General features: G+C 38.3%; 18 protein-coding genes, 1 tRNA gene and 1 pseudogene. 11 read left to right on the top strand and 9 right to left on the bottom strand.

Translation table 11 applies throughout. The annotated features are described in order from the left end of the window. The first annotated feature begins 100 nt into the window (after positions 1-100). From QOX35_RS09395 to QOX35_RS09375, 5 genes are all read left to right on the top strand, one after another. Positions 101-2,383: a GH92 family glycosyl hydrolase gene (locus tag QOX35_RS09395; protein WP_283686686.1), complete on the top strand. Its 2,283-nt coding sequence runs from the start codon at positions 101-103 to the stop codon at positions 2,381-2,383. Positions 2,384-2,498: 115 nt separating this feature from the next. Then, complete coding sequence (locus tag QOX35_RS09390) at positions 2,499-3,686, top strand: DUF5009 domain-containing protein (protein WP_283686685.1); 1,188 nt, start codon at positions 2,499-2,501, stop codon at positions 3,684-3,686. A gap of 172 nt (positions 3,687-3,858) precedes the next feature. Further along, positions 3,859-3,936, top strand: a tRNA-Val gene (locus QOX35_RS09385). A 287-nt stretch (positions 3,937-4,223) separates the two neighbouring features. Next, positions 4,224-5,219, top strand: coding sequence for a site-specific integrase (locus QOX35_RS09380; RefSeq protein WP_283686684.1), 996 nt, complete (start codon positions 4,224-4,226; stop codon positions 5,217-5,219). Between the two features lie 243 nt (positions 5,220-5,462). Then, a complete protein-coding gene (locus tag QOX35_RS09375) occupies positions 5,463-6,824 on the top strand; it encodes a site-specific integrase (protein WP_283686683.1) in 1,362 nt (453 codons plus the stop codon). Between the two features lie 312 nt (positions 6,825-7,136). Here QOX35_RS09375 and QOX35_RS09370 read toward each other — a convergent pair whose 3' ends face one another. The 4 genes and pseudogenes from QOX35_RS09370 to QOX35_RS09355 all read right to left on the bottom strand — a co-directional run bounded on the left by QOX35_RS09370 (position 7,137) and on the right by QOX35_RS09355 (position 9,478). Further along, positions 7,137-7,436 carry a helix-turn-helix domain-containing protein gene (locus tag QOX35_RS09370; protein ID WP_252639297.1) on the bottom strand — a complete coding sequence of 100 codons (300 nt, stop codon included), beginning with the start codon at positions 7,434-7,436 and terminating at the stop codon, positions 7,137-7,139. Between the two features lie 3 nt (positions 7,437-7,439). Continuing rightward, positions 7,440-7,607, bottom strand: coding sequence for a helix-turn-helix domain-containing protein (locus tag QOX35_RS09365; protein WP_252639296.1), 168 nt, complete (start codon positions 7,605-7,607; stop codon positions 7,440-7,442). 142 nt (positions 7,608-7,749) lie between these two features. Continuing rightward, a pseudogene (locus QOX35_RS09360) lies at positions 7,750-8,013 on the bottom strand (DUF3408 domain-containing protein); the annotation flags it as partial. Positions 8,014-8,536: 523 nt separating this feature from the next. Continuing rightward, the gene (locus QOX35_RS09355) at positions 8,537-9,478 is read right to left on the bottom strand and encodes a hypothetical protein (protein ID WP_252639294.1); all 942 of its coding nucleotides are present in this window, start codon (positions 9,476-9,478) and stop codon (positions 8,537-8,539) included. Between the two features lie 607 nt (positions 9,479-10,085). Here QOX35_RS09355 and QOX35_RS09350 point away from each other — a divergent pair. The 3 genes from QOX35_RS09350 (at position 10,086) to QOX35_RS09340 (ending at position 12,735) form a co-directional block, all read left to right on the top strand. After that, positions 10,086-10,436 (top strand): MobC family plasmid mobilization relaxosome protein, encoded by a 351-nt coding sequence (locus tag QOX35_RS09350; RefSeq protein ID WP_252639293.1) that lies wholly within the window; start codon positions 10,086-10,088, stop codon positions 10,434-10,436. After that, complete coding sequence (locus QOX35_RS09345; protein ID WP_252639292.1) at positions 10,426-11,688, top strand: relaxase/mobilization nuclease domain-containing protein; 1,263 nt, start codon at positions 10,426-10,428, stop codon at positions 11,686-11,688. The genes QOX35_RS09350 and QOX35_RS09345 overlap by 11 nt, the downstream gene beginning before the upstream one ends. Before the next feature lie 369 nt (positions 11,689-12,057). Beyond that, a complete protein-coding gene (locus QOX35_RS09340) occupies positions 12,058-12,735 on the top strand; it encodes a hypothetical protein (RefSeq protein ID WP_252639291.1) in 678 nt (225 codons plus the stop codon). A 117-nt stretch (positions 12,736-12,852) separates the two neighbouring features. Here the strand turns inward: QOX35_RS09340 and QOX35_RS09335 are convergent, their stop codons facing one another. Together QOX35_RS09335 and QOX35_RS09330 are read right to left on the bottom strand one after the other, a co-directional pair. Further along, a complete protein-coding gene (locus QOX35_RS09335; protein WP_252639290.1) occupies positions 12,853-14,058 on the bottom strand; it encodes an IS256 family transposase in 1,206 nt (401 codons plus the stop codon). 163 nt (positions 14,059-14,221) lie between these two features. Further along, positions 14,222-15,562 (bottom strand): DEAD/DEAH box helicase, encoded by a 1,341-nt coding sequence (locus QOX35_RS09330; protein ID WP_252639289.1) that lies wholly within the window; start codon positions 15,560-15,562, stop codon positions 14,222-14,224. 333 nt (positions 15,563-15,895) lie between these two features. Between QOX35_RS09330 and QOX35_RS09325 the strand changes: the two genes are divergently transcribed. From QOX35_RS09325 to QOX35_RS09315, 3 genes are all read left to right on the top strand, one after another. Beyond that, positions 15,896-16,462 carry a pilus assembly protein N-terminal domain-containing protein gene (locus QOX35_RS09325; RefSeq protein WP_252639288.1) on the top strand — a complete coding sequence of 189 codons (567 nt, stop codon included), beginning with the start codon at positions 15,896-15,898 and terminating at the stop codon, positions 16,460-16,462. A gap of 108 nt (positions 16,463-16,570) precedes the next feature. Then, positions 16,571-17,149 carry an RNA polymerase sigma factor gene (locus QOX35_RS09320; protein WP_252639287.1) on the top strand — a complete coding sequence of 193 codons (579 nt, stop codon included), beginning with the start codon at positions 16,571-16,573 and terminating at the stop codon, positions 17,147-17,149. After that, the gene (locus QOX35_RS09315; RefSeq protein WP_252639286.1) at positions 17,146-18,444 is read left to right on the top strand and encodes a porin family protein; all 1,299 of its coding nucleotides are present in this window, start codon (positions 17,146-17,148) and stop codon (positions 18,442-18,444) included. The genes QOX35_RS09320 and QOX35_RS09315 overlap by 4 nt, the downstream gene beginning before the upstream one ends. Before the next feature lie 56 nt (positions 18,445-18,500). Here the strand turns inward: QOX35_RS09315 and QOX35_RS09310 are convergent, their stop codons facing one another. Genes QOX35_RS09310 through QOX35_RS09300 form a run of 3 tightly spaced genes read right to left on the bottom strand, consistent with a single transcriptional unit; the run spans position 18,501 to position 22,551 of the window. Then, a complete protein-coding gene (locus tag QOX35_RS09310; RefSeq protein WP_283686682.1) occupies positions 18,501-20,183 on the bottom strand; it encodes a ribulokinase in 1,683 nt (560 codons plus the stop codon). Between the two features lie 35 nt (positions 20,184-20,218). After that, positions 20,219-21,364: a glycoside hydrolase family 183 protein gene (locus QOX35_RS09305; RefSeq protein ID WP_252639284.1), complete on the bottom strand. Its 1,146-nt coding sequence runs from the start codon at positions 21,362-21,364 to the stop codon at positions 20,219-20,221. Positions 21,365-21,393: 29 nt separating this feature from the next. Next, on the bottom strand, positions 21,394-22,551 hold the full coding sequence (locus QOX35_RS09300) for a glycoside hydrolase family 183 protein (protein ID WP_283686681.1): 1,158 nt from the start codon (positions 22,549-22,551) through the stop codon (positions 21,394-21,396). Positions 22,552-22,569 lie beyond the last annotated feature (18 nt).

The raw sequence follows: 22,569 nt of genomic DNA, 5'->3' as shown, positions 1-22,569 counted from the left end.
CTTTACAATCTCAAATAAATTGCCTAATGATTCTGTCTGTATTTACAGGCAAACAATATGTTAATAATTAAATAATTTAATATAGTAATCTAATAGAACAATGACATTTAATTTAATCAGAATGACGAAGGCCATCTCAATATGGCTTATTTTGTGTGGATTTTTAAGTTCTTGCGAGGGGACGAAACAATTGGATGCGACGCCTAATCTTACTCAATTTGTCGATCCATATATCGGAACCGGCGACCATGGGCACGTATTTGTAGGAGCGAATGTACCTTTCGGATTGGTTCAGTTAGGACCAACAAACTATTCGCAAGGATGGGATTGGTGCTCGGGATATCATATTTCAGATTCTACCATTATCGGTTTTGGACATATGCACCTTAGTGGAACCGGTATCGGCGACTTGGGCGATATTTCATTTATGCCTGCAACAGGTAACGTAGTTCTAAAAAGAGGAGATCTTAAAGACCCTAAATCAGGAATATATTCTTTATTCAGACGTGAGACCGAAAAGGTAAAAGCTGGATACTATGCTGTTCACCTCGACAGATTTAATGTTGATGTGGAGTTAACTGCAACCAAAAGAGTTGGGTTCCACAAATATACATTCCCTCAATCAGACTCAGCAAAGGTAATCATCGATCTTCAACATGGTATCGGTTGGGACAGCCCAATGGAAGGATACCTTGTTCAAGAAAACGACTCTGTAATATCAGGATACCGCTATTCGAAAGGATGGGCTGTAGACCAGCGCATATTCTTCACAGCTGTATTCTCTAAACCAATGAAGCAATTTGTTGTATCAGATTCTACAGAGGTGAAAGCAGGAAATAGCATCAATGCGAGAAAAGCATACGGACAGGTATTGTTCGATACAAAGGATAAAGAAAATGTATATGTTAAGGTAGCTATTTCTCCGGTAAGCATCGAAAATGCAAAATTAAACATGCAAGCCGAACTACCGGGATGGAACTTTGAGCAAACAATTACAGATGCAGACAAAGCATGGAACGAAGAATTGAGCAAGATACAGATAGAAACAAACGATGCTGCCGCTAAACGTGTGTTCTATACAGCTCTTTATCACACAATGATTGCTCCATCCGAATTTTGCGATGTAAATAACGATTACAGAGGTTCTGACGGGCAAATGCACCAGAAGGGAGCTTTCAAAAATTACACTACATTCTCTTTGTGGGATACTTACAGAGCTGCTCACCCATTGATGACTATTATCCATCCTGAAAAGATGAGTGATATCATCAATACAATGCTTACAATATATCAGCAACAAGGCAAGCTTCCTGTATGGCACCTGATGGGTTGCGAAACAGACTGTATGGTTGGTAACCCGGGTATATCTGTTGTGGCAGATGCTATCTTGAAAGGTTATGACGGGTTTGATAAAGACCTGGCGTATGAAGCTATGAAAAAGTCGGCTATGCTAGACGAAAGAGGCTTGAACTATCTAAAACAGTACGGCTATATCCCTTACGATAAAGGAAACGAAAGTGTAGCTAAAACAATGGAATATGCTATTGCAGACTGGACTATTGCTCAGGTAGCTCAAAAAATGGGAAAAACTGAAGATTACGAATATTTCTTGAAACGCAGTAAAGCATACACTCACTTTTTTGACAAGTCAACAGGCTTTATGAGAGGTCTTTCTTCTGATGGTAAATTTAGAACTCCATTTAATCCATTCGAATCTATTCATCGCGAAAACGACTATACAGAAGGAAATGCTTGGCAATATACATGGTTAGTTCCTCATGATGTACAAGGACTTGTAGACCTGTTTGGAAGCAAGGAAAAATTTGTACAAAAACTGGATTCTTTATTCATCGTAGAAGGGTCGCTAGGAAAAGATGCTTCTCCTGACATCAGTGGATTGATCGGTCAATACGCTCACGGAAACGAACCGAGCCACCACGTAATCTATATGTATCCATACGTAGGTCAACCATGGAAAACAGCAGAAAGAGCTCGTGAAGTGATGTCTGTAATGTATCATGATCAACCTGCAGGTCTTTCAGGAAATGAAGACGTAGGACAAATGTCGGCATGGTATGTATTGTCTGCTCTTGGATTCTATCAGGTTGAGCCTGCCGGAGGAAAATATATCTTCGGTAGTCCGATTGTAGACAAAGCTACTGTGAAGGTTAAAGATGGCAAGGTATTGAACATTGTCGCAAAAAACAACAGTGCTGCAAACAAGTACATCCAGAGCGTAACTCTTAACGGACAGCCTTACGACAAATATTATATCAACTTCAATGATATTATCAATGGAGGTACACTAGAGTTTACAATGGGTGACAAACCTTCCGAAACTTGGGGTACAACTGTAGATGTTATACAAGCAAGTGCGAAATAAGCAAATACGATAATTATTTATATCAGAAAAGCGAAAGTATAAACTTTCGCTTTTCTTTTTTTATATCTTTGTTTTTTAGCAAAATAGAATCTTAATAATCTAATCTGACCACTTTATGACTTCTGCGCTCACAGAAAAACCCAAACGTATAGCATCGATAGATGTATACAGAGCTTTAACAATGTTTTTTATGATTTTTGTGAACGACCTATGGAGTGTAAGCAATGTACCCCATTGGCTCGAACATGCGGCAGCGAATGAAGACATGCTCGGCTTTTCGGACATTGTTTTTCCTTCGTTTCTCTTCATTCTAGGAATGTCTATTCCTTTGGCTATTGAGATAAGGAAGAAGAAAGGTGATTCGAACAGTGGAATTTTGAAGCACATCATTATTCGTTCTATCGCTCTTTTGGTAATGGGTTTGTTTACCGTAAACCTTGAATCGGGCGTAGCGGCGAGCATAGGCATCAGCAAACCTATATTTACACTAATTATGCTTTTGGCTTTTTTCCTTATCTGGAATGTATACCCCAAAACAGAGAATAAAACAAGGCAGAATTTATATTCCGGATTGAAAATTATAGGTATAGTCATTCTGGCTATATTAGCTTTTATGTTTAGAGATGCAGAAGGAGGAGTTTTTCAACCTCGTTGGTGGGGCATACTGGGACTTATCGGATGGACATACCTGCTGTGTGCTATTTTGTATCTATTCCTAAACAAAAATAAAGGTTACCTCATTGTTGCCCTCTTTGCTTTTATACTACTATGCATTGGCGGGTCGAATCATTGGCTGGGTATCTTTGATGGAATTATCCCAGGCAATGGATGCTTTCATGCTTTTACGATGAGTGGGATGCTCATATCTCTGCTTTTCAATGAATCTGAACTGGGTATCGGCATAAAGAAAAAAATGCTAACATCGACCTTTATCGGTATTATATTCATTCTAGGCGGATTTGCAGCTCACAACTTTTGGATTATCTCCAAAATACAAGCGACACCTACATGGCTATTCTTGTGCACAGGAATTTCCATCCTTTTATACGTATTGATGTATTGGTTGACCGACATTCAGAACAAAGCATCTTGGTTTGGCATTATAAAACCGGCAGGGACTGCCACGCTTACCTGCTATCTGATCCCTTATTTTTTATATGCCATTTTCGTATTAACGTCATTTTCTCTTCCCGAATCGCTGACCACCTCTCCTATCGGATTAGTAAAATGTATCATTTTTTCATTTTTGACTATCGGGATTACAGCTCTATTGGGAAAAATACATATAAAATTAAAAATATAGTCATTCGTTGTATTTCTAGTAAATAATTGGAAAATAGAGCAATAAAAAGCAGCCTCTGAATAGCGCATCAAAATTTAGATACTTTTTCTAAAAAATGTATGGAAATTGTTTTGTAGAATAAAAAAATTGCATACCTTTGCCACGCATTTGAGAGAAAATGTAACCCTAACAAGGGCGTTTAGCTCAGCTGGTTCAGAGCATCTGCCTTACAAGCAGAGGGTCGGCGGTTCGAATCCGTCAACGCCCACCAAATGGCAAAAAGGTCAAAAGCCACAAAATGCCAAACAAAGACATAAAGTCTGTTAGTCAGTAAATTAGCAGACTTTTTTCTTTTTCACCGAAGCCAAGAAAAGTCACTAAAAGACAGTAGTAAAGTGAAAAATAAGTGAACAAAAATTTCAACTTCGTTTTGTTCACTTTCCGTCGAATTACTCGCTGGTTTTAAGTGACTTACAATGACCTAACTTGGCTTTATTCGGGGTGCTAAAACTCTAAGCGATAGTCAATAATTTTGTCTAATCGTGAAAATTTTGAGTTATGAACAGTACTTATCGAATCCTTTTTTTGACTAGGAAAAGAGTAAACAGCAACGGATTAGCCTCTATCAGTGTTAGAATTTCTATCAGTGGTGACAAGGCAGAGTTCAGTTCCTTACAATTTGTTAAACCCGAAATGTGGAGTCAAACAGGTCGTGCAATGGGCAGAACTAAAGAGGCTGTAACAATCAATGATGCTTTAGATAAAATAACTATTGCCTTAGACAAGCACTATAAAGCCATTCTTGAAAATGACGGCTATGTGACAGCCGATAAACTTCGTGACACCTACTTAGGTAAAGAGATAAGGAAAAATACCGTTCTAGCTTTATATGACATGAAGGTAGAGCAAAAAAGAAGTTTGGTAGGAAAAACAATCCGAAAAACAACCCTGTCGAAATATTTAGCTACACGAAAACGCGTAGCCGATTTTATCCTGTACAAATACAAAAAAGAAGACTTGCCCATTCGAAGTGTAGATTTTCAGTTCGTCACTGATTATGAAGTTTATCTGAAATCTGTTTGCGATTGCGGTCATAACTCAACAGTCAAACATTTACGATATCTAAAGCAAATTATAACCAACGCTCTAAAGAATAGGTATATAACTCATGATCCTTTCGATGAACTGGCTCTGTCATATAAGCCAGTCAAGAAACAATTCTTAATAGAACCTGAACTTAAGAAACTTCTATCAAAACAATTTGATTCTGAAAGATTAGAAGAGGTTAGAGATATATTTGCGTTCCAGTGCTTCACGGGTATTGCTTATATAGATGTTACGAACCTGACTACTGATAATATATATGAAGATGGCTTCGGACAAAAATGGTTACGCCTGAATAGACAAAAATCAGATGTAGAAGCCAATATCCCATTGTTAGAGGTTCCTTTGAGCATTATTCGCAAATACAGGAGGTTGGGAAGTGATAAACTTCTCCCTTTACACAGCAATCAAAAGATGAATGAATATTTGAAGGAAACAGCAGCCATTTAGAAAAGGGAGAGCAAAAGAATGTAATTAAAACTTAATCAACGGATTAAGCAAAACGGTTCTTTTAGCCAAAAGAGAATAAATGCACAAAAAAGCAAAGATGACGGTGAATTCAGTTACTAAATCGTTACCTGAGTAACTTTGTTCAACTGGAGTTTATTCGTCACTTATTCAATAGTTTGCGTAATTTTGCATAGCACCGGATAACTCTAAGTAAACTAAATTTGTAATTAAAAAATTAGAGTTATGGCAAGAAGTACATTCAAGGTTTTGTTTTACCTAAAAAAGAACAATTTAAAAGATGGTAAAGCTCCTATAATGGGAAGAATCACTGTAAACAGTACCATCTCGCAGTTTAGCTGTAAGCTAAGCATAAAGCCCGAGTTGTGGGATACCAAAGCAAACCGAGCATTAGGCAAAAGTCTTGAAGCACAGAAAATCAATCAGAAGTTAGACAACATCAAAACCCAAATCGGCAAGCAATATCAAAGCATCTGTGACAAGGATAATTTTGTTTCTGCTGAAAAAGTTAAAAACGCTTATCTCGGCTTTGGCGATGAGTTCCGAACTTTCTTCTCTATCGCCGATGAGTTCTACGAGCAATACAGCAGACGTGTAGGTAAGGATAGAACGGAAGGTTCATACGAGCAACTAATTATTAATCGCAGGAGAGTAGAGATGTTTCTTCGAGATAGATATAATCTTTCCGATATTCCGATTAAGGAAATAGAGCCACAATTTATAGAGGACTATTATGCCTATTTATTGGAAGAACGCAAGCTGGCGGGCAGTACTTTGCTTACATCCGTGACCAAACTGAAACAAATTATGTTGATCGCTCAACGCAAGGGGTATATCCATATCAATCCTTTTGCCAGCTTCCGATTCAAAGCACAAACTCGGGATAGAGGTTATTTGACCGAAGATGAACTTCGAAGGTTTATGACTGTAGAACTCAGAAGATACAAACAACGTCAGATTCGGGATATCTTCGTTTTTCAAGCATTTACGGGTTTGGCTTATGCAGATGTCAAAAAATTGACCTTTGATGATATTCAAACTTCTTTTGATGGCGAATTGTGGCTGATAGCTAAACGCAAGAAAACCAATGCTACGTTCTATGTCAAATTATTGCCAATAGCAAAGCAACTGATTGAACAATATCGTCTTGTGGCTAAAAATAATTTTGTATTTCCTGTACCAAGCCATAGCGATAATATGAATCGTTGCCTTCAACGTATAGCTAAATTATGCGGTGTGAATAAGCGAGTTACGTCGCATATGGGGCGCCATACAATGGCTACAACAGTGTGCCTCTCGCAAGGTGTACCCATCGAAACAGTCTCTCAAATGCTCGGGCACAGCTGCATAACTACGACTCAAATTTATGCCAAAATCACCAACGACAAGATAAGTAAAGATATGGCGGTATTGACAGATAAAATCGGGGATAAGTATAAATTGGAAACAGATCGACCTGAATCCGATTTCAGAAACATCAAACGAATCACTAAAAAGCAAAAAGAAATGTTGCCCCGAAAAAAGAGAGAAAATAACCCCGTTAATCCATCAACTTATATCATCCCCAAATGGGCTAAGGTGGAATAGAATAAGAACAATGATGGTCAGCTCAGTCCTTTTGTTGCAGGAGAAAGTCACTTCTTACAAGGCAAACTAGTCAAGCCCGAAGCCCTACAGGTCGGAAACAAAAATCTCCATCCTACGGATAGTATTTTCGCTCCGAGGCTTGCCTGTTTCCCTGCTCGAAGTGTAAAAGAATATCCTGCAACGAAAACGACTGACCTGACGATGACGCATATCTTCAAACTAAAACAAGCATCCCTGATTAATATCAAGAATGCTTGTTTTCATTTTATGCGTAAGTAGCAACTTCAACTCCCTCTCCTTAGAATCTGCATATTAAAAGGGTAATTCTGGCGATTGGTAGTTATTACACAATACCTCTTGAAGTTCTTTCTCGGGATAAAGTATTTTCCCTCCAATCATTGTATAACAGATCATTCGCTTATCTCGCAGATTTTGAAGCGTTCGAGGCGAGATATGGAGATATTCCATTAGTTCCTCTCCGCTCAGATAACGTTCGTCTGCCAATGTTGGGCGATGCTTGTCTCTAACATCCTGCACACCCTCAATGGATTGTTCTATCTGCTCCAAAAGTTCCTTGAACTCTTCGGTCTCGTAATTGATAAATTTATCCATAAGTTACTTCTTGGCTAGTTTAATTTCTGTTTGAAGTAGGCAATGAATATCCTCTTCTTTATAATAGACCTTGCCACCCAACATTGTAAATGGTATCTTCCCATTATTCCGCCAAGTTTGTAAAGTACGTTTCGAGATACTCAAAGCACGGCAGACATCTGCCGAATCCATTCATCCGTCTCTGGGATTGGAACAATAGACGGCTCTTAACGCAGCCATATCGGAAGTTAATCTATTGATCTGTCGTTTCAACAGTTCCCATGTATGTAAATCGATACAAACAATCTCCATAATGATTCAGTTTAGTTGTTATTTACTCTTTATCGTTATTAAATGTACTTGCCAGAGAACGTTTTAACCCTTCATTGGCAGCACGAGTTATCAGCTCTTTGTTTTGGAACAAGTGATCGGCAAGAATATTCGACAACAGCATAGTCGGAGTGATCTCGGGTACAATATGTTGCAACGAGGCAACTAGCATCTGGAGTTTCTCTTTCATCCGAACATCAATATAAACCGGAGTATAATCCTTGATTTTCCGTGTTGCCAAAAATCGGTTGGTATACTCTTCCTCGTCTTTTTTGCGAGAAAGCTTGCCTCTGGCTGAGCTAGCTACTCATGTGCTGTCCTCCCCTATAAATTGAGATATAAGTTCTTTATTATCCAAAGGCTGTTCTTTATTTTCAGACTCATCTTTCATACGATACTTGTTTTTTAATGTTTATAAATAGGATTCATTAAATTAGAATGATAATATTCATTCAAACATCTCTGATACGATTGGTCTTGCCCATGATTCTACATTTTCCGAAAGGATAAGCAGTATACGACTTTTTATATTGCTGTTTCCGAACTCAGGTGCAAGTATAGCACATTCTCAAGCCCTGCGCTGTGAGCATAATAGCCTTACCTAACAGGTTGGGGTTGTATAGTGTTTATTATAAGCCTGTTATGATTTAGGTGTGTACTTGGAAAGGAATAATCTGAGAATAGTAGGCAATCAACTATTTTATGTTAACATGCTCTATTTGAGTAGATAATATTAGTTCAGGTTGGGACATAAATATTTATAGGAAATACAGGATGGTAAGATTTTTTAACTATTGACGGCTATATTCCCCCAATTTCTCTATCAAGGTATCTATATCTTCAAGCCCAAATATCTGTTCCCGTTTGTTGCGGTTACGGCAGTTGAGTAGTTGTTGCATACCAATATAGTGTTTATTATCACCATATCTTTCTTTGTTGCCTTCTGTGCGAAAAGAAATAAAGTCTTTATTCCCATCGGCAACCGAAACCCATTGGGCTTTAATGTACTTGTGTTCGCTCAGTTGGTCAAGGAGATAGACCAATGTCTTTTGGTTGGTTACTTGTAGCGGTTCAGGTAGTTTTCCTGAAAGTAGTTTCTTTAGTTCAGCTACTTTAATTTTTGAGCGAAACAATTTGATAGTTTCTATGCAGTTGGCTAATAAAGCGTATTGCTCTTTGCTTAGTTTGGATTGGTAAGAACGTTTGGTAGATTTAGCTGTAGCTTTAGTCTCTTTGGCAATGGTAGTTTCTTGTATGGGTGTCTCTTCCTTAATGATCTCTACTTTAGGTTTTGGAAGAAGTTTCTCATATTTTATACATAATCGTTCTAAACTTACGAGGTCTACCAATTCTCGGAAATAGGGCAAATCAATTTTGATTAGCTCTGCGGTATAGTTGCTTGGAGTTATTGTATTTGTTGGTTTTATAAATGTACGATACTGATGATAAACATCTTTGCTTATCTCGTCGCAAAAGTCACTGTACCATAGATAATCCTCTCTATCGTCACGAAGGTATTTGGGCAAGCTTGCCAAAGGAGGATTGTTACGGATGATATCCAGCACTTTGCTTTTATAGTGGAGTAGTTCCGCCTCAGTGAGTTGTGGCTGTGAGACCAAACCAAGTGCCGTTTCATAGTTGATTGCTACAAAGTCATTGAGACTCTGCTGCACAGCCCGAAATACTTCAGGAACATTACTATCATAATCTATGTCTTGCTCACCATTATACATGTACTAAAGATAGTAATATTACCAATAAGAGCAATAACAGTGACTCAATTTTGTCTGGCAATATGGCAAATAAAAGCATGTTCAAGCAAAGCTATACACGTCATATTGTCAATGATATAACTATCGAATTAACAATCTATCTTTGCTACAGTGTCCATGTCGGATACATCTAAATTATACTGCTATATGAGAAATCCAATCCACTTTCTACTATTCATTTGCTCTGCCTACCCTTGAAGAGCAATAGGCAATACACTGACCGTATTGCTAAGTCCGGGCGTTTTGACTTTATGCTCAGACCTGAGTGCAAATGTTGCCACCGATTCAAAAAACAAAGAGACTACCGCCTCTTTATTTTTTTCTCGTCGTCAAAGGAGCAAGGTAATCGCACGGGTAACCCAAAATTCGACTAACGTCTCTTTGGGCTACTTCCGTGCATACCTTGCCCTTGCAGGGGGCTCAGCCCCGAACAGTCTGCTCCCGATGGTCACTTGACTGTCGTGGCTGTGGAGCAATCCTGCACTTCATCTCCCGATGGTCACTTTCGTTTCGGCTCGCCTGAGTGTTTGGAGACACTCAGTTTTCCATAACCTTAAACAAAGTAGTTATGGAAAATAAGAAGAGTGACAGCGCTAAAAGAGGTCGTCCAAAGAAAGAAAAAGTAAAACTTTCTACTTCGATTAATCTGAAATTGACCGAAGAAGATTTTAAAACCGTGAAGGAAAAAGCAGAGAAATTGGGAATGAAAGCAACTCAATATGCTCGGGAGATGACCTTGAAAGGAGGTGTCAAATCTCGTTTTACTTTGGAAGAACTTGACCTCATACGGAAGCTCGGTGGTATGGGGAATAATCTGAATCAGATAGCCAAACAGGCTAACAAATCGGGATTCGCTCAAGTTAGTGTAGAGATCGTAAATATTGCACTTCAAATCAAACAATTGTTGGATGATCGCTAAAAACATCAAAGGGAAATCATTTAAAGGCTGTGTGAATTATGTGATCAATGACACAGCCGAATTGCTCGAGGCCGAAGGAGTATGGGCGGATAGTGCGAAAGATATGATCCGCAGTTTTGCCATACAACGTTCGGGACGAAAAGAGATAAAGCAACCTGTTGGCCATATTCCAATATCCTTTTCTCCCGAAGATAAAGGAAAAATGACCAATGATTTTATGCTCCAACTAGCCAAAGAATATATGCAGGAAATGGGAATCAAAAATACGCAATATATCATTGTCCGACATCACAATACGGATAATGCCCACCTGCATATTGTCTATAACCGTATTGACAACAACTTAAAACTTATCTCCGTCAACAACGATTACAAACGAAACATCAAGGCTTGTAAGAAGCTAAAAGACAAGTATAATCTGACTTATGGTAAGGGTAAAGACAATGTAAAACGGCAGAAATTAGACAATCCCGACAAGACAAAATATCATATCTATGATGCTATAAAATCTGTTTTATCCAGTTGTAAGAATCCGGCAGATTTACGATTCGCTCTTCAAAAATTCAATATTGAGATTGATTACAAATTCAAACGAACGACCAGAGAGATTGAAGGAGTATCGTTTCGATACGACAATATTGCTTTCAAAGGCTCGGATATTGATCGGAAATTTAGTTTCGGAAATCTAAAAAAAGAGTTTGATAAGAATATTGAAGAAGCGAAGAAACGAGGTCGAGAGGAATTTCTGCGAGAACAGGCCGAACAAAAAGCTAAACACGAAGTACAGAAAAAGACAGAAATCCAACCTATATCCGTTAAACGAAATCTTGTTGTTTTGGGTGTTGAGCTATCAGACGAACAGGAAAAAGTATTGAGAGAAGGCGGTATTATCTTTGTTGAAAACATGATTCATCCCAATGACAACACTAAATTTTCTGCATATGCATTTGCCAATGATGATAAGGACAATATCTCATTTAGCAATAAAAACCCAGAAAAGTCCATAAAATATGGTAAATATGAGATGCGACTCAGAGATAAGATTTTGATAGAAAAGGGCTTTATAACTAAAGCTAAAGTGAAATGGTATGATGGTAGATTCGCTCATCCATATCTGTGGAAAGAGAAGAAAACTGATACGGAATATAAAGAGTCATGGGGCGATCCGAGAGTAGTAGAAGCTAAAGAGGAGGAAAAGAGGAAGCAAATCATAACACCTATAATAAAGAAGGATAAAGGAATGAAAATGTAAAACATTAAGAACATGACAGTATTTGGCAGTTATCAATTTTATTTTTGTCGGAGCAAATAATAGCAACAGCCCTTTTACTCGCCTCCGAAAATATTTACATATATTTGCCATCGGAAACGATAGGTTTTGCTAATGTATATTTGAAGAAGCGTAAAGTTTCGTCCTTTGTTTAGAAAATCGCCAATTGACTAATGTAGCAAGGATAAACATGATGTTCCTGTTTGATGATTGTACCTTTTGTACAGCATATCAGGCGTGGGCTGTTGTTTATTTGCTACAAGGTGTTTGGCGATACCTCTAAACAAAATAGGCATACAGTGCCACGCTTTTTCTTTAGTTTGGAACTTATTTGTAACTAAAATAATAGATATGATAAATACAAAACTAAATGCTCTTTTTCAATACTGGAAAGATGGAATGATGCAGAATGGTGATCATGGATTTTGTGAAGATGGACTGATTTACCGTAATGGAAAAGAAAGTTTATTGTGGCAGAACTCTAAAAGAAAAATATTGTTTCTGCTCAAAGAAAACAACGACAACGATGGACAAGATGTTCGAGAATGGACAGGTTCTATCAATGGGTATTCTCCCAATGGGTTATTTTATAATCGATTATCGGCTTGGCTATATGGGTTGACCAATTATACAGACACTAGCTATCCTGCTATTGAAGAAGCTTTTGATGCGAAGAATCAGATGAAAGCATTATCTGAATACTCCTATGCTTATGTGAACGTGAAGAAGAAATCGGGTGGTGCTACTGCTGACGATAGTATTGTATATGATTTTGGTAAGCGGTATGCACATTATTTACGTCAAGAATTGGATATTTTATCTCCCAATATTATTGTTTGTGGGGGGCAAGTAGTATTTAATGTTGCTACAGATATAATCTATAAAGAACTTACATTCATTCAGAAGAATAGTTGGGTATATTATAATAAAGAAAATAACATAGTATTAATAAATAGTTTTCATCCTACAGCTCGCAAATCGAATGTTGAAATGTATGAGTGGATGATGGAAAATGTGATAAAAGGATAAAATGGGACTGTCCATAGCTTTGTGTAAGCGTCAACTACAAGGTTGAAGATTTATCATATAAATTCTTTCAAATTCTCCCCCCTAAAAAGACGGGGGAGTTTGAAAGAATTTCTCTTTTTACAGGTTCACTCTTTCTCCAAAGATAACCAAAAATTGATTGAGTATCAGCCCCCAATTATGGATTGGCATTGTCCACTTTTTCTCAATCTCAGCAATAGACAGATATACCGACTTTTTCAAGGCATCATCCGTTGGGAATGAAAGTTTGTTTTTAGTGTATTTTCTTATTTTACCATTCAGGTTTTCAATTAGGTTCGTGGTATAGATTATCTTCCTGATTTCAAGTGGAAAATCAAAGAAGGAAGTCAATTCGTCCCAATTGTTTCTCCATGAGCGGATGGCATAGGGATATTTAGAACCCCATTTTTGTTCAAATACACCAAGTTCCCGACTGGCGGATTCTTTTGTTGGAGCGTTGTAAATGAGCTTCAAATCGGAAGTAAACTCTTTCTTCTCTTTCCATACCACATAACGACAGGAGTTGCGGATCTGATGTACGACGCATATCTGAGTGGTTGACTCAGGGAAAACAGCCTTGATGGTATCTGTAAATCCATTCAGATTATCGGTCACTGTCACAAGTATATCTTCTACTCCACGAGCTTTTAAATCAGTTAATACGCCCATCCAAAAAGAAGACGATTCTGTCTTGCCAACCCACATACCCAAGACCTCCTTAAAACCGTTTTTGTTGAGTCCTACGCAAAGATAAACAGTCTTATTGATAACCTTGCCATTGTCTCTGACTTTGAAGACAATACCATCCATCCAAACGATCAGATACAGATTATCCAAGGGACGGTTCTGCCACTCAATGGCCTGCCCTGTTACTTTATTGGTAATATGCGAGATTGCTGATGTGGATAGGTTAACTCCATAAATCTCATGCATTTCACTTTCAATATCTGATACGCTCATACCCTTGGCATATAATGAGATAACCAAACGCTCTATAGATAAGCCTCTACTTTGATGTTTCGGAACAACAACTGGTTCAAACTCCCCTTCACGATCACGAGGTACTTCTATTACAGCTTCTCCATGTTTGCCCTGAATCTTCTTCGCATAACTGCCATTACGAGAATTACCCGTATTAATACCTTCTTTTGAGCCTTTCTCATAACCTAAATGAGAATCCATCTCTGATTGAAGCATCTGCTCATAAACTTTCACATGGAGGTCACTCATGAAAGCTTCTACATCATCTTGTGTCTTAAATTGACTCAGGAACTCCTTACTTAAAAAATCTTTTGGGATATCCATAATAAACTCTTTTGATAAAATTATACATAAATGAAAAAACTACAAGTTTTCCAACCTGTAGTTTTCATTTACACAATATCTTGGACACTGTCCATGCTTAAAGTATTACTGGGCTATAAATCTAATATTAAATACCTGCAAATTTAGCCTAATCGACAATTTGTCAATCGACTCTTTTAATAACATTTCTTGCCACTTCTATCTTATACTTCTTACCCTTCATTTTTTCATCTCTGATATTGCTAAGAAGAGTTTTTATGGCAGAAAAACGAACAGCAACAAAAGAAATAAAATCTTTGACTTCAATCAGTCCCAAATCAGATTTATCCAGTTTTCCCTTTTGTAAAAAGAAGCCGACAATATCACTTTTATTCAACTTGTTTTTCTTACCTCCGCTTACATAAATTGTCTGATATTCTGGGCGGTTGGGTAATGGCTTTCCTGTTGCCACTCGCAACACATCTAAATTGTCAGAAATATAATCCGGAGTTTTATCCTCCTTGAATTGTATAATATATGCTGTTCCCGAAGCATGCATACGGGCTGTACGTCCATTGCGATGCACAAATTCACTTTCCTTAGAAGGAAGATGATAATGTATTACGTGATTCATTTCGGGAATATCCAATCCTCTGGCTGCCAAATCGGTGGTGACGAGATAATTTAAGCTTCCATTTCTGAATTGAACCAAAACTCTCTCTCTATCATCCTGATCCATTCCACCATGATAATATCCGGTCTGTATTCCTTTCTTATTCAATAAGTCGCTGATACGTTCGGTTACTTCTCTGTGATTACAAAAAATAAGGGCAGGTTCGGAATTGAGTGAACAGATAAGATGGAACAGAGATTCTATTTTATCTTTTTCGGGAGATAAAACAAGCTTGATCGAAAGGCTTTCGCTTTTCTCTTCTTCTATATAATCAAGCGTTACGGGAGATTCCATTTTTACAAAGTCCGGAATTTCCACATCGGATGTAGCTGACAGCAGAACTCTTTTTTGAAGATTGGGCAGTTGGCTGATGATTGTATTCATTTCGTCCTGAAAACCTAATTGCAGAGATTTGTCAAACTCGTCCAGCACTAAGGTTTTGATAGAATCAGTATCAAAAGATTTTCGATCCAGATGGTCTGTCAATCGTCCGGGTGTTCCGATAAGCAAAGCCGGAGGGCTGCTTAAATTCTTTAGTTCGGTATCAATAGCATGTCCGCCATAACAAACATTTACTTTAAACTTTGTTCCCATCTTTTTCCAGACCTGCTCTATTTGAAGAGCTAATTCTCTCGATGGTACAACTATCAAACATTGTACTTTTGTTATATTCTCATCCAATAATTGTAGAACCGGTAGGAGAAACGCAAGTGTTTTGCCGGAACCGGTAGGAGATAATAACAAAATATTTTGTTCTCTAAATATCGCCTTTTGGGCTGCTATCTGCATCTCATTCAGGTCTTCAATCCCGAGATTGGATAATATGCTTTTGTTCTGGTCTGCTACTTTCATGGAACAAAGGTAAGATATTATAGCTCACCGTTTTTCTTTTCTCCGCTTTTTACTACAACAAATATTCACTCCGGTAGATTTTAAAAATAGACATTTCCTGAAATCTTTCTTGGCTCTGATTATCAAAGAATTTCGTTAGTTATATAAGGCAATGTATGCTATGGAGTAATGGTGTATAATAGGAATTGCAGAAGTCTATAATGTTAAAAAAGTTAAATATGCTTATTCTTCTTGATTCGTCATGCAAGGTTTCAGAAAAGAGAGGATTTAATATATGAAAGTTCACAGGATGTAGTGAGTCCTGATAAAACAACGCTTAATATAATTATAAAAATGAAAAATCTACAAAAATTTTCTAGTTTATTTTTTCTGACTTTAGTAACCGTAACTACTATCGGTTTTACATCATGTGACAAAGATGACGACAAAAAAGCTCTGAAATTGAATCCGAGTAAAGTGGAAGCCGAAATTGGCAAGACAGTTACAGTAACAGTTAGTGGTGGTACAGCTCCTTATAACGTTGCATCAAAAGATCAAAAGATTGCTACCGTAAGTGTTGATAAGAGTACTGTTACTATTACCGGAGTAAGTAAAGGTGCTACATCCATTTCAGTAACTGATAAGGATAAAAAGAAAGGCACTATATCTGTGACAGTAAAAGAAGTTGGATTGGACTTTGATAAAAAAACACTTGAAGTAGCTGTTGGAAAAGAAGATGTTGTAACAATAAAAGGAGGAGTAGCCCCTTACCTAGCTACTGCTAAAGATGCAGCAATTGCTTCAGCAACAGTCAAGGATAATAAAGTTACAGTTAAAGGAGTGAAAGCTGGAACAACTACTATTACAGTGACTGATAAAGATAAAAAGAATAGTGGAACAATATCTGTTACTGTAAAATAATAAGGTTTTACTAAAAAAACAATTATAAGTTATACCTTTGATCAAAGGTATAACTTATGGCTTAAGGCACAATCTTTAATATTGATGAAAGAGTTCACATGTTCATAAATGATAGAAGACAAAGATAAGGAACAAGAGCTACTTGAAAAGATTATCTATGGAGATATCTCTGCAATGAGAGATTTTTATAACAATTATTCTGGATATTTTACAACAGTCTGCTCTCGTTATATCTCAAATCGGGATGATATTAAAGATGTTTTACAAGAAAGTTTTATTAAAATATTTAAATCGATTACTGGTTTTGAATACAAAGGGACGGGGTCTTTGAGAGCATGGTCTACCCGTATTGTAGTCAATGAATCGCTGAAGTTTCTTAAGAAAAGTGAGAAACTGAATATTGTGAATAGCCCAGCATGGAATTTGCCCGATATAGTAGAAGAGGAAGAAGAGGCCGACTTTGATGAAACTCCAACATCAGTCATATTAGAAATGATCCGCTCTCTTCCGATAGGATATAGAACAGTATTTAACCTTTATGTTTTTGAAAAAAAGACTCATAAAGAAATAGCTTCAATATTGAATATTACAGAAAATACTTCCGCATCTCAATTGCATAGAGCGAAGTCTCTTTTAGCAAAACAGATAAGTGGATATAGAAGATCAATCAAAAGGATGGAGTCATGAATAATCAATGGTCAGAAAACCTACGTAAACGGATGGAAATGCATGAAGAGCCATCCCCGGAAGGATTATGGGAGGATCTTGAACAGATTATACAAAAAGAGGATTTCGCAAAACCGTTATCAAAATCCAAGAAGATTTTGTTATGGAGCAAATGCATTGCTGCGGTGGCGGCCGTAGCAATAATTGCATTGGTGATTGGTTATAATATATCAAATCAAGAGCCGGAAGAGATACAACTTGCAATAGAAACACCTTCGCAGCAGGATACTCCTGAAGCAATTATAAGTGTTTCGGATGAGGGGGATAACTCTATGGTAAAAACCGGTAGTCAGTTGTTTATACAAAAGACAAACACAAAGAGATCAATATCAGCAATAGCAACACAAACAGAAACATTTCCTTCTATAGACACAGTTAATCTTACAATAAAAGAAGAGGCTAAAATAGCCCAAGAAATACTCAAAGAAGATACCCTTGAATCTAAGCCAAAGTCGGATAAAACTAAAAATAAACGTTTATACTCAAGTGATAGCAAGAGTTTAGACCTTGCATCCGAATTTGATTTCTATGAAAACAGACAAAGAAATACACCTGCAAGATGGGGTGCAAATCTTTATGCATCAAACTTATCGGCTAGTACAACAAACAACTATAATGGGTATGGCACGTTAGCCCCATGTAGTCCGCCAATAGATAACAGTGAAGCGGATCCCGACGCAAATGAGGATCCGTATGGAGATATTCTTGTTCAGAATAAACATAAGAGTGTCTATACTGATGTTAAGCATAGGCAACCGGTAACCGTCGGTGTGTCTGTGAATTACAATTTAGACGAAAACTGGAGTTTCACGACCGGATTGACTTATACCTTATTATCATCTCAACTTCGGTCGGGTAGTGATCGTTATTATTATAATAGTGAACAAAGCCTTCATTATATTGGTATTCCTTTAAAAATCAATTATAATATTTGGAGAAATAGAAAGTTATCCATCTATTTATCCGCAGGTGGGCAAGTTGAAAAGAATGTATCGGGGAAGCTAACCACAGATTATATTGTTGATAACAAGCTTGAATCCACTAAGAAAGATAATATATCAGTTGATCAGTTGCAATTATCTTTAAATACTGCGATAGGGATACAATACAATCTTTCGAAAAAGATAGGATTATATGCAGAACCTGGGGTAAGTTATTATTTTAAAAATAAGAGTGAAATTGAAACCATCTATAAAGAAAAACCTTTAAATATAGGTCTACACTTTGGTCTTAGTTTGTCTTTAGGTGGTGGATAAATTAATTCCAATCTGGAACATGCCGTTAACCAGATTGGAATAATTCTCAAAGCTTATTATAAATCCTCATTTGGTAAACATGCTTCTGTAAACTGACCAATGCGCAGATACTGATTATACAATGCCTTGTACTTCTCATGTTTCTCCATCTCGGGCATATATTCGCAGATAAACCCTTGTCCCATTCCCACTTGTGCTTCCTGTATATTACTATATCTTCCGGCAATCACTGCCGCGAACATAGCTGCACCCAGAGCGCAGGTTTGTTGCGATTTAGCAACCTTGATAGGCAGGCCGATTACATCCGAAAGGGTTTGCATTACAAAAGGTGATTTTTGCGAGATGCCTCCAATACCAATTACCTCTTTTATCTCTATTCCTGATTTTATGAAGCGGTCGATAATAGACTTGGAGCCAAAAGCCGTTGCTTCTACCAGTGCCCGGAAAATGAGTGGTGCCGAACTGCCTAGAGTCAAACCTGTTATCGATCCTGTTAATAACTGATTAGCATCAGGAGTGCGTCTACCATTCATCCAATCGGTAGCGATGATTGTACTTTGTTCGATAGGAATTTTTGTAGCCTCATCCGACAATTGTGGTATAATAGCTTCGCCGACTTCTTCTATCAGTTTTGTTTTTGCGTCTTTATCCAGTAATTCGCTCTTAAGTAATATGTTCTGTAACGGCCATTCCAGCACCTTGCGAAACCATGCGTACAAGTCGCCAAAGGCAGATTGTCCGGCTTCCAGCCCTACAAATCCGGGGATGACCGAACCGTCTACCTGCCCGCAAATACCGGGTATAAGCATATCTTTCATTTCGTCGTAAGGTACAGTCATAATGTCGCAGGTGGAGGTGCCCATCACACGGACAAAGGAACCGGGCTTGATCCCTGCTCCTACAGCACCCATGTGGCAGTCTATAGCACCTATTCCTACCTCTACATCGGTTGTAAGCCCCAATCGTGCTGCCCATTCGGAAGTAAGTTTTCCGGCAGAAGTATCTGATGTATATGTTTTTTCGTATAAATGTGCCCGGAATCCTGTCAGCAGAGGCGATAATCTGGTAAGGAATTCTTCGGAAGGAAGCCCTCCCCATTTTTCATGCCACATAGCTTTATGCCCTCCTGTGCAACGGCTTCTCATAACACTTTCGGGCTTTGTGTTTCCTGTCAGCAGAGCAGGCATCCAGTCGGTATGCTCTATCCACGAATAGGCTTGTGAACGTATGCTTTCATCCACCCGAAGCACGTGCAGTACTTTAGACCAGACCCATTCTGCCGAATAAATCCCTCCTTCGTAGGCAGTAAAATCTATATCCCACTTTTTAGCCAATTGATTTATCTCTATCGACTCCGAAATAGCCGTATGATCTTTCCATAGGATGAACATTGCATTCGGATTCTCTTTATATTCCTCCAGCAAAGCCAACGGTATTCCGTCTTTGTCTACCAATGCGGGAGTACTGGCTGTCATATCGAACGATATGGCGATTATCTGTTTTGAAACATCTACTCCTGCTTTTGCCAACGACTCTTTGATCGCAGTTTCGAGCGTATCAATATAGTCCTGCGGATGCTGCCTATACTGGTTTGCTTGCGGATTACAATACAATCCTTGTTTCCATCGGGGATAATATTGTACCGCTGAGGCTATTTCTTTTCCGTCGTCTGTATCAATTATCACAGCACGGCACGAATCTGTACCGTAGTCAACCCCAATAACATACTTTCTGCTCATAATATTTATATATTTTGTTATTTATTATATTCATCTCAATCGGGATTTTCCTCATTTGCCAGTTCGGCTTTCATCATAAACACACTGTATGGAAACCATAAAGACATATGGAAATATAAATTATCACCGTCGAGAGACAATGGATGTATATATGGTCCATAGAGTAGGGAGTATTCCTTTCCTGTGGCTAATAACTTAGGCTCACTCCATTCGCCTGTAATTTCATCTGCATCGCGCAAATTCATTTCATATCTCTCTTCGCAGAGGTAAGTCATTATCCATCTTTTATACTTGTTATGGAATACTATGGATAGTTCGCCTACAGCATCATCAAACAGATTCGTGGCTTTTGTTTCATCACCTTCGATCCATTTTTTCGCATCTTTGTTCCAGTATTCATATTTGGTTTGGTCTTCTATATCCGCTTCTCGAAAACGTGCTACGCGGGGACTGCTTTTGCGTCCGGTTTCTGTGCCGATCATATATACATAGCCGTCTTTCTTGAAATAACCCGCCTGACCAAAATTACTGTCCGAACCGAAATAAATATTCTCGCATTTCGCCCATGTTTGTCCGTTGTCAGTAGATTTATATATCCCCGAGTAATTGGTAATCCACCCATGCCACTTTTTCATATTGAAGTAATGCACATAGTCGGCACCATTGGCACGTATGGCAGCAGTGGGGATCGATGTCCAGTCTCCTTCTCCCGACATGTCTTTTGCTCCGTATACTATCTCACGAGCTTTACCCGTATCATTCACAGCCATTCCGTTTATGGTCATGCCATCTTCGAGGTTTTGATCGTCCGAAAAAGCCAGTACATTACATCTCCAATTACCGCCATTAGGCCCCGGAGCTTGAGGGTTGGGCTTGAAATCGCTACCGTAAGTATCGCCGAAAAATATTCCGTATTTTCCTTTTTCCATCTCCCATATTATCCCTAAATCTGTTCCGCCCACATCAAACATGCGGGGCGTATCGTTGGGGCTAAAAAGAGTTTCTCCTTCCATTGGAGTTCCTGTCACACGGGATATGCGTTCTACTTTTTTTATAACGATTCCGCTATTATTGCCTTTATTTTTATCTGGTCTCACCGATTGAGCCAAGCTATTATTTTGGCAGGCAAACAGAAAAAATAAAGCTGGTAATAGCCGGAATATAATATATCTTTTTTTCATGAATTTTATCGTTATTATGTTCTTATCAGTTAAAATGCAAGTTCGGCTTTCATCAGGAATACATTATAAGGTCGCCACAAAGACATCAGAAAATAGAGACTATCTCCGTCCAGTGCAGCCGGATGGATATACGATCCATATAGCTGAGGATAATCTTTCCCTGTAGCCAACGTTTTGGGTTCACTCCATTCGCCTGTAAGCTCGGCGGCAGCACGCATGGTTATTTCGTAACGCTTGCCACAGAAATAAGTTATTATCCAGCGCTGAAACTTTGTGTTGTATGCAAATGATAATTCTCCTACTGTATCTTCAAACAGATTAGTGGCCATAGTCTCATCGCCTCTTATCCATTTCTTCTGATCTCTGTTCCAATATTCGTAAAGCGACTGGTCTTCTATATCTTTTTCTGCGAACCGTGCTAATCTTGGATTGCTATCGCGTCCGGTCTCTGTACCGATCATATATACGTAACCGTCCTTTTTGAAATAGCCCGCCTGACCGAAATTACTATCGGAGGTGAAATTTACACTTTGGCATTTTTCCCAAGTCATACCGTTGTCTGTAGAGCGGTACATTCCCGAATAATTGGTAACCCATCCTGTCCAGTTTTTCATATTGAAATAATGTACATAGTCGATACCATTTGCACGGATGGCAGCTGTGGGGATAGATGTCCAGTTTCCATTTCCTGACTTATCTTTTCCTCCGTATATCAATTCCCGGGCTTTGCCTTTTTCATCAACAACCATTGCATCGATCGTCAATCCGTCCTCCAGATTTTTGTCGGAAGAAAAAGCCAGAACATTGCATCGCCAGTTATCGCCAAAGGCTGCCGGATCGTCCTGATCGGGGACGAAGGCTTTACCGAAAGTGTCGCCCAGAAATATTCCGTATTTACCTCGTTCCATTTCCCATACAATACCGAGGTCGGTTCCACCCACATCATACATGTCGGTAGTATTGTTAGGTGAAGCAAATTTTTCATTCTTCATGGGTGTTCCTGTCACACGGGCAAGGCATTCTACCTTTTTTATGTTCAAGGGTTTGTTCTCTCTTTTCTTTGTATTGTCTTTATTGTTACAAGGTTGTGTTTCCGGTATTATGTCATTGTTCTTTCCTGGCAAAATCAGAACAAACAATGATCCTGCTAGCAACAATAAGAATTTTACTCTAATTGATGATATCATTATTTTATTTTCGAATAC

It is taken from the genome of Dysgonomonas sp. Marseille-Q5470 (assembly GCF_951230145.1).
Classification (GTDB): Bacteria; Bacteroidota; Bacteroidia; order Bacteroidales; family Dysgonomonadaceae; genus Dysgonomonas.
Note: the sequence above shows the minus strand (reverse complement) of the source record. Positions and strands in the feature narration are given on the sequence as shown.

Coding starts and splice junctions, on each gene's coding strand:
- QOX35_RS09300 (WP_283686681.1), bottom strand. CDS start 22,551: ATGATATCATCAATTAGAGTAAAATTCTTATTGTTGCTAGCAGGATCA.
- QOX35_RS09375 (WP_283686683.1), top strand. CDS start 5,463: ATGGCAAGAAGTACATTCAAGGTTTTGTTTTACCTAAAAAAGAACAAT.
- QOX35_RS09320 (WP_252639287.1), top strand. CDS start 16,571: ATGATAGAAGACAAAGATAAGGAACAAGAGCTACTTGAAAAGATTATC.
- QOX35_RS09315 (WP_252639286.1), top strand. CDS start 17,146: ATGAATAATCAATGGTCAGAAAACCTACGTAAACGGATGGAAATGCAT.
- QOX35_RS09305 (WP_252639284.1), bottom strand. CDS start 21,364: ATGAAAAAAAGATATATTATATTCCGGCTATTACCAGCTTTATTTTTT.
- QOX35_RS09380 (WP_283686684.1), top strand. CDS start 4,224: ATGAACAGTACTTATCGAATCCTTTTTTTGACTAGGAAAAGAGTAAAC.
- QOX35_RS09310 (WP_283686682.1), bottom strand. CDS start 20,183: ATGAGCAGAAAGTATGTTATTGGGGTTGACTACGGTACAGATTCGTGC.
- QOX35_RS09370 (WP_252639297.1), bottom strand. CDS start 7,436: ATGGATAAATTTATCAATTACGAGACCGAAGAGTTCAAGGAACTTTTG.
- QOX35_RS09335 (WP_252639290.1), bottom strand. CDS start 14,058: ATGGATATCCCAAAAGATTTTTTAAGTAAGGAGTTCCTGAGTCAATTT.
- QOX35_RS09365 (WP_252639296.1), bottom strand. CDS start 7,607: ATGGATTCGGCAGATGTCTGCCGTGCTTTGAGTATCTCGAAACGTACT.
- QOX35_RS09340 (WP_252639291.1), top strand. CDS start 12,058: ATGATAAATACAAAACTAAATGCTCTTTTTCAATACTGGAAAGATGGA.
- QOX35_RS09355 (WP_252639294.1), bottom strand. CDS start 9,478: ATGTATAATGGTGAGCAAGACATAGATTATGATAGTAATGTTCCTGAA.
- QOX35_RS09350 (WP_252639293.1), top strand. CDS start 10,086: ATGGAAAATAAGAAGAGTGACAGCGCTAAAAGAGGTCGTCCAAAGAAA.
- QOX35_RS09390 (WP_283686685.1), top strand. CDS start 2,499: ATGACTTCTGCGCTCACAGAAAAACCCAAACGTATAGCATCGATAGAT.
- QOX35_RS09330 (WP_252639289.1), bottom strand. CDS start 15,562: ATGAAAGTAGCAGACCAGAACAAAAGCATATTATCCAATCTCGGGATT.
- QOX35_RS09395 (WP_283686686.1), top strand. CDS start 101: ATGACATTTAATTTAATCAGAATGACGAAGGCCATCTCAATATGGCTT.
- QOX35_RS09325 (WP_252639288.1), top strand. CDS start 15,896: ATGAAAAATCTACAAAAATTTTCTAGTTTATTTTTTCTGACTTTAGTA.
- QOX35_RS09345 (WP_252639292.1), top strand. CDS start 10,426: ATGATCGCTAAAAACATCAAAGGGAAATCATTTAAAGGCTGTGTGAAT.